This window comes from Streptomyces sp. DG1A-41, from assembly GCF_037055355.1.
In the GTDB taxonomy this organism is placed as follows: Bacteria; Actinomycetota; Actinomycetes; order Streptomycetales; family Streptomycetaceae; genus Streptomyces.
This window is the reverse complement of the sequence record NZ_CP146350.1, coordinates 7,439,281-7,452,341: the sequence shown is the minus strand read 5'-3', so window position 1 is coordinate 7,452,341 and position 13,061 is coordinate 7,439,281. Positions and strand designations below refer to the sequence as shown.

At 73.9% G+C, this 13,061-nt stretch carries 10 protein-coding genes, 2 pseudogenes and 1 riboswitch; of the genes and pseudogenes, 8 read left to right on the top strand and 4 right to left on the bottom strand.

What is annotated here, in order from left to right:
• Both V8690_RS34690 and V8690_RS34685 read right to left on the bottom strand, forming a co-directional pair.
• Positions 1-282 (bottom strand): SelT/SelW/SelH family protein, encoded by a 282-nt coding sequence (locus V8690_RS34690; RefSeq protein ID WP_338784022.1) that lies wholly within the window; start codon positions 280-282, stop codon positions 1-3.
• Positions 279-1,193 (bottom strand): HipA family kinase, encoded by a 915-nt coding sequence (locus tag V8690_RS34685; protein ID WP_338784021.1) that lies wholly within the window; start codon positions 1,191-1,193, stop codon positions 279-281. The genes V8690_RS34690 and V8690_RS34685 overlap by 4 nt, the downstream gene beginning before the upstream one ends.
• 172 nt (positions 1,194-1,365) lie before the next feature.
• Between V8690_RS34685 and V8690_RS34680 the strand changes: the two genes are divergently transcribed.
• The 4 genes and pseudogenes from V8690_RS34680 to V8690_RS34665 all read left to right on the top strand — a co-directional run.
• Positions 1,366-1,695 carry a hypothetical protein gene (locus tag V8690_RS34680; RefSeq protein WP_338784020.1) on the top strand — a complete coding sequence of 110 codons (330 nt, stop codon included), beginning with the start codon at positions 1,366-1,368 and terminating at the stop codon, positions 1,693-1,695.
• 70 nt (positions 1,696-1,765) lie between these two features.
• A pseudogene (locus V8690_RS34675) lies at positions 1,766-2,603 on the top strand (class I SAM-dependent methyltransferase).
• 119 nt (positions 2,604-2,722) lie between these two features.
• The gene (locus V8690_RS34670; protein WP_338784019.1) at positions 2,723-3,016 is read left to right on the top strand and encodes a hypothetical protein; all 294 of its coding nucleotides are present in this window, start codon (positions 2,723-2,725) and stop codon (positions 3,014-3,016) included.
• A 9-nt stretch (positions 3,017-3,025) separates the two neighbouring features.
• A pseudogene (locus V8690_RS34665) lies at positions 3,026-3,205 on the top strand (DNA-binding protein); the annotation flags it as partial.
• Positions 3,206-3,256: 51 nt separating this feature from the next.
• On the opposite strand, the gene cobN reads toward V8690_RS34665, so the two are convergent.
• Complete coding sequence (gene cobN / locus V8690_RS34660) at positions 3,257-6,883, bottom strand: cobaltochelatase subunit CobN (protein ID WP_338784018.1); 3,627 nt, start codon at positions 6,881-6,883, stop codon at positions 3,257-3,259.
• Between the two features lie 56 nt (positions 6,884-6,939).
• A riboswitch (cobalamin riboswitch) is annotated at positions 6,940-7,016 on the bottom strand.
• Positions 7,017-7,117: 101 nt separating this feature from the next.
• Here cobN and cobG point away from each other — a divergent pair.
• From cobG to V8690_RS34645, 3 genes are read left to right on the top strand one after another with little or no spacing between them, the layout of a single operon-like run.
• Positions 7,118-8,404 (top strand): precorrin-3B synthase, encoded by a 1,287-nt coding sequence (cobG, locus tag V8690_RS34655; protein ID WP_338785552.1) that lies wholly within the window; start codon positions 7,118-7,120, stop codon positions 8,402-8,404.
• A complete protein-coding gene (locus V8690_RS34650; protein WP_338784017.1) occupies positions 8,401-9,075 on the top strand; it encodes a precorrin-8X methylmutase in 675 nt (224 codons plus the stop codon). The genes cobG and V8690_RS34650 overlap by 4 nt, the downstream gene beginning before the upstream one ends.
• Entirely contained in the window at positions 9,072-10,562 is a 1,491-nt protein-coding gene (locus V8690_RS34645; protein ID WP_338784016.1) for a precorrin-2 C(20)-methyltransferase, read from the top strand. The genes V8690_RS34650 and V8690_RS34645 overlap by 4 nt, the downstream gene beginning before the upstream one ends.
• A gap of 595 nt (positions 10,563-11,157) precedes the next feature.
• Here the strand turns inward: V8690_RS34645 and V8690_RS34640 are convergent.
• The gene (locus V8690_RS34640; RefSeq protein ID WP_338784014.1) at positions 11,158-11,922 is read right to left on the bottom strand and encodes a cobalt-precorrin-6A reductase; all 765 of its coding nucleotides are present in this window, start codon (positions 11,920-11,922) and stop codon (positions 11,158-11,160) included.
• Between the two features lie 18 nt (positions 11,923-11,940).
• Here V8690_RS34640 and V8690_RS34635 point away from each other — a divergent pair, with 18 nt between their 5' ends.
• Complete coding sequence (locus V8690_RS34635; RefSeq protein ID WP_338784013.1) at positions 11,941-13,059, top strand: cobalt-precorrin-5B (C(1))-methyltransferase; 1,119 nt, start codon at positions 11,941-11,943, stop codon at positions 13,057-13,059.
• Positions 13,060-13,061: the final 2 nt, after the last annotated feature.

The window sequence follows — 13,061 nt, the reverse complement described above, 5'->3', positions numbered from 1 at the left end:
TCAGTCCGCGGCCGGCTGGTCCGAGTGGCCCAGGGGCTTCCCCGGGGCCACTCGGTCGCGTACGGCCCGCTTCACGGCCGTCGGCTCGGGGAAGCCCTGTTCGCGGCGGTCCCAGACGACCTCGTCGTCGACGCGGACGACGAACACGCCGCCCTTGCCCGGCTTCAGGGCCAGTTCCGTCACCTCCGCCTCGAACGTGGTCAGCAGTTCCTGCGCCAGCCAGGCCGCGCGGGGCAGCCAACGGCACTGGGTGCAGTACTCGATCTCGACACGGCCACTCATCCGAGGTGCACCGACCCATCCTGTTCGACCGCGGGCTTGCCGTGCAGGTCGGGTACCTGCCTCAGCCACGCGGGGCGTCCTTGCTGGTTGCGCGCCGCCCGGCGGGCCTCCTCGGCGGCCAGCTCCTCCCGGCTGGGGAAGTCGGTGGGCAGCCAGGCCCCCGAGGCCCGCACGCGCGCGTGGAGGTACGACACGTACGCCTCGCGTGCCTCCTGCGCCGTGGCGAAGCCCGGCTCGTCCGCGAGCCAGGCGTCCGGGACCTCGGCGAGGATCCGGCACAGCAGCTCCTCGGTCACCCTGGGAGCGAGCTCGGCGTCGGCGGCCCCGACGTCGGGCCCGTAGGGGCCGAGGGCGTGGTGCCGGAAGTCGTACGCCTTGGCGGGGTCGGTGCCGTCCCAGCGGTGGTGGAAGACGAGCGCGGCACCGTGGTCGATCAGCCACAGGCGCGGAGGCGCGACGCCCAGGGTCGGCCAGACCATGAGGTTGGAGCTGTGGACCGTGCGGTCGACGTTCACGGTCAGGGCGTCGAGCCAGACGATCCTCCCCGCCTCCAGGGGATCGACGGGGAAGACCCGTGCGGTCTCCGGCGTGAAGTCCCGGGCGCCCGGCAGATAGTCCATACCGAGGTTCACGCCCGCACTGGCCGTGTGCAGGCCCCGCACCTCCTGATGCGGCTCGTCCTGCGCGATCACCGGGTCGAAGTGCACCAGCACCAGCTCGGGGAACCGCAGCCCGAGGGCACGGGCCAGCTCCCCCACGATCACCTCGGCGACCAGCGCCTTGCGGCCCTGCGCGGAGCCGGTGAACTTGACGACGTAGGTGCCCAGGTCGTCGGCCTCGACGACGCCGGGCACGGAGCCGCCGGAGTGCAGGGGAGCGACGTAGCGGGTCGCGGTGACCTCTCTCAGCATGTCCTCACGCCGTTCGCCGCTTCAGCCTTGCAGGATTCCGGGGAGTTTCGACTGGCATGCAGATCTCCTTGCCTCCCCAGCAGTCCGTCAGCGGCCGTCCGTCCCCTGTTTCCGGCCTCCGGCATGAAATGAGCATAGTAAGCGAGGGTGATCGCCGGACAGGAGTGGGGGCATGGCCGAACACCGCCAAGACCTGCTCGCCCCGGTCGCCGGCAAGGTGATCGAGGTCGGTGCCGGCGACGGACTCGACTTCCCGTACCACCCGACCACCGTCGCCGCGTCCTGGCAGTGGAACCGGAACCGCACCCTGCGCAGCCTCGCTCACGTCGCCGCCGACGCCGTCACCATCGTGCGCGTGATCAGGGCCGCCGAGCCTCGTCCTGGCGAACGGCCGGCTCATCGGCATCCTCACCGACTTCGTGAACGGCAGGCGATGGACCCCGTCCGTCCCGGTCAGCTGACGGCGGCCGATGACTGCAACGTCAACGGGCCACCTCGCTGAGGGCTCATCCGTGTGGCTGTCGGCGTGTGAGAGCTGGGTCTGCGCGCACCCGATGCGATCCTCTGCGGCCATGGAACCAGGAAAACTCTCCAAGGATCGCGGGTCCGTTCTGCATCAGGTGCGCTATGCGGTCCGGCACCCGGGCCGGGTGCCGGACCATCTGCGACGGCTGGCGCGCGACAGCTGGCTGCGAGCCCGGTACTGGGGGGACCACGTCGCTTACTACCGGGCGGTGATGGCCTCCGACGCGGCGCGCAGCGTGGAGGCGGCGGTCGGCGGAGCGCCCTCGAAGGAGAGCTGGGAGCGGATCGGGCGGATGCAGTTCGCCTATCTGGTGGACGAGCACGGGCTGCGGCCCGACCAGCGGATGCTGGACATCGGCTGCGGCGCCCTGCGCGCCTGGCCTGTTCATCCGCCACCTCGCCCCCGGGAACTACTACGGCATCGACATCTCGCCGGACATCCTGCTCGCCGCGCAGCGGACCCTTGTGCAGGAAGGGCTCCAGGACAAGCTGCCGCATCTGAATCTGGTGCGGGACCTGACCCTGGACTTCCTCCCCGACGCCTCCTTCGACGTCGTGCACGCCCACAGCGTCTTCTCCCACTCGCCGCTGCCGGTCATCGAGGAGTGCCTGGCCCATGTCGGGCGGGTGCTGGCCCCGGGCGGGTTCTTCGACTTCACCTTCGACCGGACCGCCGGGCGCGAACACCATGTACTGCGAGAGGACTTCTACTACCGGACGGAGACCCTGGTTGCCCTCGCCGAGAATTACGGGCTGCGGGCACGGCTCATGGAGGACTGGGAGAAGCTGCCGCACGGGCAGTCCAAGATCCGCGTCACACACGCCGACGTCCGGGCCTCCGCACCAACCGATGAAGCAGCTGCGGCGCATCGAGCAGGAAGCTGACGGCATCGCCCCGGGCCCACCACCCACGGCGGGTTCGTTTTCGGGTCGCAGGGGCCGGGCCGCCCGGTGCCTGGTTCCCGATCTTCGCCGGGCTCCGTCCGCACGATGGCCACTTCACCGTGCTCGGCCTGCTGGTGGCGGTCTTCGACCGGGGCGAGAGGCGCCGTCTACGGCGCGGTGCCGAGACCTCCTGCAGTCGGCGGACGCCGAGAGCGCTCGGCCGGTTCCGGTTGCGCGCCACCGCGACCACCGTCGGCTACGCCGCCTGCGTACTGGGTCTGCTCGGTGTGGCCGTGGCCGGTCCGGCGGACCACGGCCCGCGCGGACTGCCGACCACGGCCCCGGCCGTTTTCCTGCTCCGCGCGGCCCTGCTCCGCGCGGCCCGCGCGGCAACCGGTCGGCAGGCCGACTGACGGGGCGCCGTTACCGCATGGCTCGCCCCAGCCCGTGCCGACGTCCTGCGGGTGATCACCTCCGCAGCCACCCTCGTCGAAGGCGTCCACCCCCGGATCAACCGCCCGGCTCTCGAGTGGACCCTGTCCCGCCTCGTGGTGGAACCGGTGACTGAGCCGATCGCCCGTCACGCCTCCGGTCTCCTCGCCGCCCCGGTATGCGGAACACCGCTCCACGGTCGCCTCAGGGTTGCGGAACGGTCACCCGTCGCCCTCCAGATCCCCCTCCGTCTCCAGGTACACCTGCCGCAGCCCCTCCAGCACCGCCGGGTCGGGCTTCTCCCACATACCGCGGGACTCCGCTTCCAGCAGGCGTTCGGCGATGCCGTGCAGGGCCCAGGGGTTGGCCTGCTGGAGGAACTCGCGGTTGGCCGGGTCCAGGACGTAGGTCTCGGTGAGCTTGTCGTACATCCAGTCGGCGACCACGCCGGTGGTGGCGTCGTAGCCGAAGAGGTAGTCCACGGTGGCGGCGAGTTCGAAGGCGCCCTTGTAGCCGTGGCGGCGCATCGCCTCGATCCACTTGGGGTTGACGACCCGGGCGCGGAAGACGCGGGAGGTCTCCTCGACGAGAGTGCGGGTGCGGACCGTCTCGGGGCGGGTGGAGTCGCCGATGTACGCCTCGGGAGCCGTGCCGCGCAGCGCCCGGACCGTCGCCACCATGCCGCCGTGGTACTGGAAGTAGTCGTCGGAGTCGGCGATGTCGTGCTCGCGCGTGTCCGTGTTCTTCGCGGCGACCTCGATGCGCTTGTAGGCGGTCTCCATCTCCTCGCGGGCCGGGCGGCCGTCGAGTTCGCGGCCGTAGGCGTAGCCGCCCCAGACCGTGTAGACCTCGGCGAGGTCGGCGTCGGTGCGCCAGTCGCGGGAGTCGATGAGCTGGAGCAGGCCGGCGCCGTACGTGCCGGGGCGGGAGCCGAAGATGCGGGTGGTGGCGCGGCGTTCGTCGCCATGGGCCGCGAGGTCCGCCTGGACGTGGGCCCGTACGTGGTTGGCCTCGGGCGGCTCGTCCAGCGAGGCGGCCAGGCGTACGGCGTCGTCCAGCAGGCCGATGGTGTGCGGGAAGGCGTCCCGGAAGAAACCCGAGATGCGGAGGGTGACGTCGATACGGGGGCGGCCCAGCTCCTCGTACGGGACGGGCTCCAGGCCCGTCACCCTGCGGGAGGCGTCGTCCCAGACGGGGCGGATACCGAGCAGGGCGAGGGCCTCGGCCACGTCGTCGCCCGCGGTGCGCATCGCGCTGGTGCCCCACAGGGAGAGGCCGACGGAGGTGGGCCAGTCGCCGTTGTCGGTGCGGTAGCGCTCCAGGAGGGAGTCGGCGAGGGCCTGGCCGGTCTCCCAGGCGAGGCGGGAGGGGACCGCCTTGGGGTCGACCGAGTAGAAGTTGCGGCCCGTCGGGAGGACGTTGACCAGGCCCCGCAGGGGTGATCCCGAGGGGCCCGCCGGGACGAAGCCGCCCGCCAGGGCGTGCACGGTGTGGTCGATCTCGGCGGTGGTCGCGGCGAGACGCGGCACGACCTCGCGGGCCGCGAACTGAAGGATGGCGGCGACCTGTTCGCCGTGCTCGGCGGGAACCGCGGCCGGGTCCCAGCCCGCGTCCTCCATCGCCTGGACCAGGGCGCGGGCCTGCTCCTCGGCCGCGTCGGCGGTCGTGCGGGTCGCGGCGGACTCGTCCAGGCCGAGGGCCTCGCGCAGGCCGGGCAGGGCTGTGGCGCCGCCCCAGATCTGGCGGGCGCGCAGGATGGCGAGGACGAGGTTGACGCGGTCGGCGCCCCGCGGCGGGTTGCCGAGGACGTGCAGGCCGTCGCGGATCTGGGCGTCCTTGACCTCGCAGAGCCAGCCGTCGACGTGCAGGAGGAAGTCGTCGAAGCCGTCGTCGTCCGGGCGGTCCTCCAGGCCGAGGTCGTGGTCGAGCCGGGCGGCCTGGATGAGGGTCCAGATCTGGGCGCGGATCGCCGGGAGCTTGGCGGGGTCCATGGAGGAGATCTGGGCGTACTCGTCGAGGAGTTGCTCCAGGCGTGCGATGTCGCCGTAGGAGTCGGCGCGGGCCATGGGCGGGACGAGGTGGTCGACGAGCGTGGCGTGCACGCGGCGCTTGGCCTGGGTGCCCTCGCCGGGGTCGTTGACCAGGAACGGGTAGATCAGGGGGAGGTCGCCGAGGGCGGCGTCGGGGCCGCAGGCGGCGGACAGGCCGGCGTTCTTGCCGGGCAGCCACTCCAGGTTGCCGTGCTTGCCGAGGTGGATCATCGCGTCGGCGCCGAAGCCGCCGTCCTCGGCCCGGGCGGCGATCCAGCGATAGGCGGCCAGGTAGTGGTGGGAGGGCGGCAGGTCCGGGTCGTGGTAGATCGCGATGGGGTTCTCGCCGAAGCCGCGCGGGGGCTGGATGAGGATCAGCAGGTTGCCGAAGCGCAGGGCCGCGAGGACGATGTCGCCCTCCGGGTCACGGCTGCGGTCGACGAACATCTCGCCGGGGGCCGGGCCCCAGTGCTCCTCCACCGCCGTGCGCAGTTCCCCGGGGAGCGTGGCGAACCAGCGGCGGTAGTCGGCCGCCGGGATCCGCACCGGGTTGCGGGCCAGCTGCTCCTCGGTGAGCCAGTCCTGGTCGTGGCCGCCCGCCTCGATCAGCGCGCGGATCAGCTCGTCCCCGTCACCGGAGGCCAGGCCCGGCACCTCCGCGTCCGTGCCGAAGTCGTAGCCCTCCTCGCGGAGTCGGCGCAGCAGGGCGATGGCGCTGGCGGGCGTGTCCAGGCCGACCGCGTTGCCGATGCGGGAGTGCTTGGTCGGGTAGGCGGACAGGACCAGCGCGAGGCGCTTGTCGGCGGGCCGGATGTGGCGCAGCCGGGCGTGGCGTACGGCGATTCCGGCGACCCGGGCCGCGCGCTCGGGGTCGGCGACGTAGGCCGGGAGGCCGTCGGCGTCGATCTCCTTGAAGGAGAACGGGACGGTGATGAGGCGGCCGTCGAACTCGGGGACGGCGATCTGGCTGGCCGCGTCGAGCGGGGAGACGCCCTCGTCGCTCTCCTCCCAGGCGCTCCGTGAGCCGGTGAGGCACAGGGCCTGGAGGATCGGTACGTCGAGGGCGGTGAGCGCGCCCGCGTCCCAGGACTCGTCGTCACCGCCGGCCGACGCCTCGGCGGGCTTGGTGCCGCCGGCGGCGAGGACGGTGGTGACGATGGCGTCGGCGGCGCGGAGTTCCTCGATCAGTTCGGGCTCGGGGGCGCGCAGGGAGGCGACGTACAGGGGCAGCGGCCGACCGCCCGCGTCCTCGACCGCGTCGCACAGGGCGCCGACGAAGGCGGTGTTGCCGCTCATGTGGTGGGCCCGGTAGTAGAGCACGGCGACCGTCGGGCCGTCGGTCTCCCGGCCCTCCCGGGGCAGCGGGCCCCAGGTGGGGGCGGCCGCCGGTGCCTCGAAACCGTGGCCGGTGAGCAGGACCGTGTCGGACAGGAAGCGGGCGAGCTGCTCCAGGTTGGCCGGGCCGCCGTGCGCGAGGTAGGCGTGGGCCTCGGCCGCGATGCCGATGGGCACGGTGGAGGACGCCATCAGCTGGGCGTCGGGGGCCTGTTCGCCGGTGAGGACGACGACCGGGCGGCCGTCTGCGAGGAGCAGGTCGAGTCCGTCCTGCCAGGCCCGGATGCCGCCGAGCAGGCGTACGACGACCAGGCCGACGCCGTCGAGGAGGGCGGGGAGGTCGTCGAGGTCGAGGCGGGAGGGGTTGGCGAAGCGGTACGGGACCGGGCCGCCGGCCGCGCGGGCGCTGAGCAGGTCGGTGTCGGACGTCGACAGGAGCAGGATGCGGGGGTGCGCGGGGCGCTCCCCGGACGAGTGCAGCATGCGGCGGCTGGCCTTCCTCGGGGTGTCCGCGCCCCGGGCGGGTGGTGGGACGGCGGGAGTTCCTGGCTCGCCCGGCCCGTGTGGGCCGGGCTCACAGTGGCGGGACCGCGCCGGACTCGCACCGGGCTTCCTCCCCTGTCGCCGTCGTGGCGTCGGCGGACCGGATGATCCACCGAGGAGCATAGTAAGGGGCAGGGGAAAAGGGCGGGGCATACACCGGGTGTGATGGTAGGTATGCTCGCCGCCATGTCCACGCCTGCCCTTCGTTCATCGCCCCAGGCCACAGCGGTCTCCCGGGACCGTGGTGACGCCTGCCCGGGGACGCTGCGGCTGCACGCGGCGGACGACGGCGCGCTGGCCCGTGTCCGGGTCCCCGGCGGGGTCCTGACCGTGCGGCAGGCGCGGGCGCTCGCCGACGCGGCGGAGCGGCTGGGCGACGGGGACCTGCATCTGACCTCGCGCGGCAACGTGCAGCTGCGGGGCCTGGACGACGGCTGCGCCGGGGAGTTGGCCGGGCTGCTGGACGCCGCCGGGCTGCTGCCCTCGCGCGGGCACGAGCGGGTGCGTAACATCGTGGCCTCGCCGCTGTCCGGTCTCGACGGGCGGGGCGTGCTGGACGTACGGCCCTGGCTGACGTCTCTCGACGCGGCGCTGTGCGCGAGCGAGTCGGCGCAGGCACTGTCGGGGCGTTTCCTGTTCGCGCTCGACGACGGACGCGGTGACGTGGCAGGCCTCGGTGCCGATGTGACGGTACGGGCGACGGCGGACGGCGGTGCGCAACTCGGCCTCGGAGCGGCCGGAGAGGCGCTGCGCGTCTCCGTCGAGGAGGCGGCGCAGGCCGCGCTGTTGGCCGCGGAGACCTTCCTGGAGGCGGCGCGGGCGAGCGGGGCACGGGTCTGGCGCGTGGACGAACTCGCCCTTCCCGACAGCGAGTTGCTCGACACGGTCGGCCGGCGGCTGACGGCCGAGGGCATCCGCCACGAGCGGCGGGGCCGGGAGACCGACGGCACCGACGGACCGGCCCCGGGAGTGGTCGGTGACGGCCTCTCCGTGCACGTCCCCCTGGGACGGCTCTCGGCGCGCCAATGGCGGGAACTGACGCACGTCGCCGCCGGTGAGCTGCGTCTGACCCCGTGGCGCGGTGTGGTTCTTCCCACACCGGGGACCCACGCGGACGAGTCCCTCGCCCGCCTCGCCGAAACCGGCCTCGTCACCGACCCCGGCTCCCCCTGGCTGCGCGTCGGCGCCTGCGTCGGCAGGCCCGGATGCGCCAAGTCGCAGGCGGACGTACGGACCGACGCGGCCGGGGCCCTCGGCGCGGTCGACCCGCGCGGCCTGCCCCTGTACTGGTCCGGCTGCGAACGCCGCTGCGGACATCCCCGGGGCGACCGCGTCGAGGTGGTCGCCGCTCCGGGAGGCGGCTACCGGGTCTCCACCGCCGTACACGGCGAGGAGCCCCGGACCACCTCGATGAACGACCCCGCCCGACTCGCCGCCGCCCTGGCGGAGATCACCTCATGACCACCCCTACGACGACCGAGAGCAGCGAGAAGACCACCGTGACCACGTACGACTACGAGAAGGACGGCGCGGCCATCTACCGCCAGTCCTTCGCCACCATCCGCGCGGAGGCGGACCTCGCGGCCCTGCCCGCCGACGTCAGCCAGGTCGCGGTCCGGATGATCCACGCCTGCGGGATGGTCGACCTCGTACGGGACCTGGCCTACACGCCGGCCGTGGTGGCTAGCGCCCGTGCGGCCCTGCGCGCGGGCGCTCCGATCTTCACCGACGTGCAGATGGTGGCCAGCGGGGTGACGCGCAAGCGGCTGCCCGCCGGCAACGACGTGCTCTGCACGCTCGCCGACCCGTCCGTGCCGGAACTGGCCGCGAAGCTCGGCACCACGCGCAGCGCCGCCGCGCTGGAGCTGTGGCGGGACCGGCTGGAGGGCTCGGTGGTCGCCGTCGGCAACGCGCCGACCGCGCTGTTCCGGCTGCTGGAGATGATCGAGGAGGGGGCTCCCCGCCCGGCCGCCGTGATCGGCGTGCCGGTCGGCTTCGTCGGGGCCGCCGAGTCCAAGGACGCCCTGGCCGCGCATCCGTCCGGTCTTGAGCACCTTGTCGTGCGCGGCCGTCGCGGGGGCAGCGCCATGGCCGCCGCCGCGCTCAACGCGATCGCGAGTGAGGAAGAGTGACCGGCAAGCTGTACGGAGTGGGGCTCGGCCCCGGTGACCCGTCCCTGATGACCGTACGGGCCGTGGAGGTCATCGCCGAGGCGGACGTGATCGCGTACCACAGCGCCCGGCACGGGCGTTCCATCGCCCGCTCGATCGCGGCGCAGCACATCCGCGCCGACCACATCGAGGAGCGGCTGGTCTATCCGGTCACGACCGAGACCACCGACCATCCCGGCGGCTACAAAGGCGCGATCGACGAGTTCTACGCCGAGGCGTCGGCCCGGCTCGCCGCGCACCTGGACGCGGGGCGGACGGTCGCGGTCCTCGCCGAGGGCGATCCGCTCTTCTACGGCTCCTACATGCACATGCACAAGCGGCTCGCCGACCGCTACGACACCGAGGTGATCCCCGGCGTCACGTCCGTGTCCGCCGCCGCCGCCCGGCTGGGCACGCCGCTCGCCGAGGGTGAGGAGGTGCTGACGATTCTGCCGGGCACGCTGCCCGAGGAGGAGCTGACCGCACGGCTCGCCTCGACCGACGCGGCCGTGGTGATGAAGCTGGGGCGGACCTTCACCAAGGTGCGCGGCGCGCTGGAGGGTTCGGGGCGGCTGGGCGACGCCCGGTATGTCGAGCGGGCCACCATGGACGGGGAGCGGCTCGCCGAACTGGCCGACGTGGACGCGGAGTCGGTGCCGTACTTCTCGGTGGCCGTGCTGCCTAGCCGAGTCGACACCGAGCGGCCCGAGGCCCGGGAGCGGGGCGAGGTCGTCGTGGTCGGGACCGGGCCGGCCGGTCCGCTGTGGCTGACGCCCGAGACCCGGGGTGCGCTGGCCGCCGCCGACGACGTGGTCGGCTACACGACCTACCTCGACCGGGTGCCGCGGCGCCCCGGGCAGGTCCGGCACGGCTCGGACAACCGGGTCGAGTCGGAGCGCGCCGAGTTCGCCCTCGATCTGGCCCGGCGCGGGCGGCGGGTCGCGGTCGTCTCCGGCGGCGACCCGGGCGTCTTCGCCATGGCGACGGCCGTCCTGGAGGCCGCGTCCCAGAAGGAGTACGCGGACGTCCCGGTGCGGGTGCTGCCGGGCGTGACCGCAGCCAACGCGGCAGCGGCCCGTGCGGGCGCTCCCCTCGGCCACGACTACGCCGCCATCTCGCTCTCCGACCGGCTCAAGCCCTGGGAGGTCATCGCCGAACGGCTGCACGCGGCGGCCTCGGCGGACCTGGTGCTGGCCCTGTACAACCCCGGTTCGCGCAGCCGCACCTGGCAGGTGGGCAAGGCACGCGAGCTGCTGCTGGAGCACCGGGCGCCGGACACCCCGGTCGTGGTGGCGCGGGACGTGGGCGGCACCGGCGAACGCGTCCGGATCGTACGACTGGCCGACCTGGATCCGGCCGAGGTCGACATGCGCACGATCCTCCTGGTCGGCTCCTCCCGGACCCGGGCGGTACGGCGCGGGGACGGCGAGGAGATCGTGTGGACTCCGCGGCGCTATCCGGAGGCGTGAAGGGGCAGGGCGGCGGGCTCGCCGCGTGTGTGGAGACCCGGGGAACAGGCCCGGGTACGGATGCGAGGCGAGCCCTCGGCCCGGCCAACCGCGGCCGGGCCGGCTCGCCCCGGGCGGGCCCGTCTCCGACCCCGGTCGGTCCTCAGCGGGTGGCCGGGCACCCACGCCCGCGACACCACTCTCAGACCCACCGGGCCACCTCCGGACCGGCGTCCGCGCGCTCGGGGACCCGGGGAACAGGCCCGGGTACGGACCCGGTGCGAGGCGAGGCCGCGCACCGGGCGACCACGGCCGGGCCGGGTCCCTCCGGCCGACTCGTCTCCGGGTCGGCTCGCGTCCGGCCCAGACCCGTTCTCAACCGCAGGCCGGGAACCCACGCCAGCGGAACCACACCCCGACCCATCAGGCCGGCCCCTCCCGAACCAGGCCGGACGTCAACCGCGGGCCGGGAACCCGCGCCCGTGGAGCCACTCCCCGATCCACCGGGCCGCCTCCTGCCGAACCAGGCCGGACGTCAACCGCCCAACCAGGAACCCACACCCCCGGAACCACACCCACACCCATCAGGCCGGCCCCTCCCGAACCAGGCCGGACGTCAGCCGCGGGCCGGGAACCCGCGCCCGTGGAGCCACTCCCCGATCCACCGGGCCGCCTCCTCCGGCCCGGTCACGACCGGGACGCCCTCGGGGGCCGGGGGGCGGCGGACCACGAGGACCGGCAGGCCGGCCTCACGGGCGGCCGTCAGTTTCGGGGCGGTGGCCGCTCCGCCGCTGTCCTTGGTCACCACGACGTCGACGCGGTGCCGGCGCAGCAGCTCGCGTTCGCCGTCGAGCGTGAAGGGGCCGCGGTCGAGCAGCACCTCCATGCGGGCCGGGTGCGGGGCCTCGGGCGCGTCCACGGACCGTACGAGGAACCACAGGTCGTCCAGCGCGGCGAACGCGGCCAGGCCCATGCGCCCGGTCGTGAGGAACACGCGCCGGCCGAGCGCGGGCAGCAGCCTCGCGGCCTCCTCCAGGGAGCCGGCGTCGTGCCAGTCGTCGCCCTCGACGGGGACCCAGCCGGGGCGCCGCAGGGCGAGCAGGGGAACATGGGCGGTGGCGGCGGCTCGCGCCGCGTGGAAACTGATCGTCCCGGCGAAAGGGTGGGTGGCGTCGATGAGCACGTCCACCCGGTGCTCGCGCAGCCACGCGGTCAGCCCCTCGGCCCCGCCGAAGCCGCCGATCCGGACCTCGCCCGGAGGCAGGCGGGGGCTGGCCACCCGTCCGGCGAGGGAACTGGTCAGGGTCAGGCCGGGCGTGTCGTGGAGCAGTTCGGCAAGACGGCGGGCTTCCGTGGTGCCGCCGAGAATCAGTACGTGCATGGAAGTCCAGGTCCGTTCATGAGCAGCGAAGTGAAGGGCGGCCGCAGGGCCCAGCTGGAGCGCACCGGCCTGCGGCCGGGCTGGACCACCGGCGCCTGTGCGACGGCGGCCACGACGGCTGCGTACACCGCCCTGCTGACCGGCGAGTTTCCCGACCCCGTGACGATCACGCTGCCGAAGGGGCAGACGCCGTCGTTCGCGCTGGCCGTCGAGGAGCTGGGCGACGGGCACGCGATGGCGGGGGTCGTGAAGGACGCCGGCGACGACCCGGACGTCACGCACGGCGCGCTGGTCCGGGTCACGGTACGGCGGCTGCCCGCCGGGGCGGGGGTCGTTTTCAAGGCGGGCCCCGGGGTCGGCACCATCACCCGCCCCGGCCTGCCCCTGCCCGTCGGCGAACCGGCCGTCAACCCGGTTCCCCGCCAGATGATGCGCGAGCACGTCGCCGAGGTCGCCGCCCGGCACGGCGGCTCGGGCGACGTCGAGATCACCGTCTCCGTCGACGACGGCGAGGAGATCGCCCGCTCCACCTGGAACCCCCGGCTCGGCATCCTGGGCGGCCTGTCCATCCTCGGCACGACCGGCATCGTCGTCCCGTACTCCTGCTCGGCGTGGATCGACTCCATCCGGCGGGGCGTGGACGTCGCGCGGGCGGCGGGGCGTACGCATGTCGCCGGGTGCACCGGATCGACCTCGGAGAAGACGGTCGTGGCCGAGTACGGGCTGCCCGAGGACGCCCTGCTCGACATGGGCGACTTCGCGGGCGCCGTGCTGAAGTACATCCGCCGCCACCCCGTCGACCGCCTGACGATCTGCGGCGGCTTCGCCAAGCTCTCCAAGCTCGCCGCCGGGCACCTCGACCTGCACTCGGCCCGTTCCCAGGTCGACAAGGGCTTCCTCGCCGAGCTGGCCCGGCGCGGCGGCGCGGACGAGGCGCTGGCCGCGGAGGTGGCGGACGCCAACACCGGGCTCGCCGCGCTCCAGTCGTGTATGGCCGCCGGGGTGCCGCTCGGCGACCTGGTCGCCACGACCGCCCGCGACGAGGCCCTGGCCGTGCTGCGCGGGGCGCCGGTCGTGGTCGACGTGATCTGCATCGACCGGGCGGGCACCGTGGTGGGGCGCAGCGCGCCGGCCTGACG

Bases quoted from the DNA above. Each gene is read 5' to 3' on its own strand.
- V8690_RS34690 (WP_338784022.1), bottom strand. From the start codon at position 282: ATGAGTGGCCGTGTCGAGATCGAGTACTGCACCCAGTGCCGTTGGCTG.
- V8690_RS34685 (WP_338784021.1), bottom strand. From the start codon at position 1,193: ATGCTGAGAGAGGTCACCGCGACCCGCTACGTCGCTCCCCTGCACTCC.
- V8690_RS34680 (WP_338784020.1), top strand. From the start codon at position 1,366: ATGGCCGAACACCGCCAAGACCTGCTCGCCCCGGTCGCCGGCAAGGTG.
- cobN (WP_338784018.1), bottom strand. From the start codon at position 6,883: ATGCTGCACTCGTCCGGGGAGCGCCCCGCGCACCCCCGCATCCTGCTC.
- cobG (WP_338785552.1), top strand. From the start codon at position 7,118: ATGCTCGCCGCCATGTCCACGCCTGCCCTTCGTTCATCGCCCCAGGCC.
- V8690_RS34650 (WP_338784017.1), top strand. From the start codon at position 8,401: ATGACCACCCCTACGACGACCGAGAGCAGCGAGAAGACCACCGTGACC.
- V8690_RS34640 (WP_338784014.1), bottom strand. From the start codon at position 11,922: ATGCACGTACTGATTCTCGGCGGCACCACGGAAGCCCGCCGTCTTGCC.
- V8690_RS34635 (WP_338784013.1), top strand. From the start codon at position 11,941: ATGAGCAGCGAAGTGAAGGGCGGCCGCAGGGCCCAGCTGGAGCGCACC.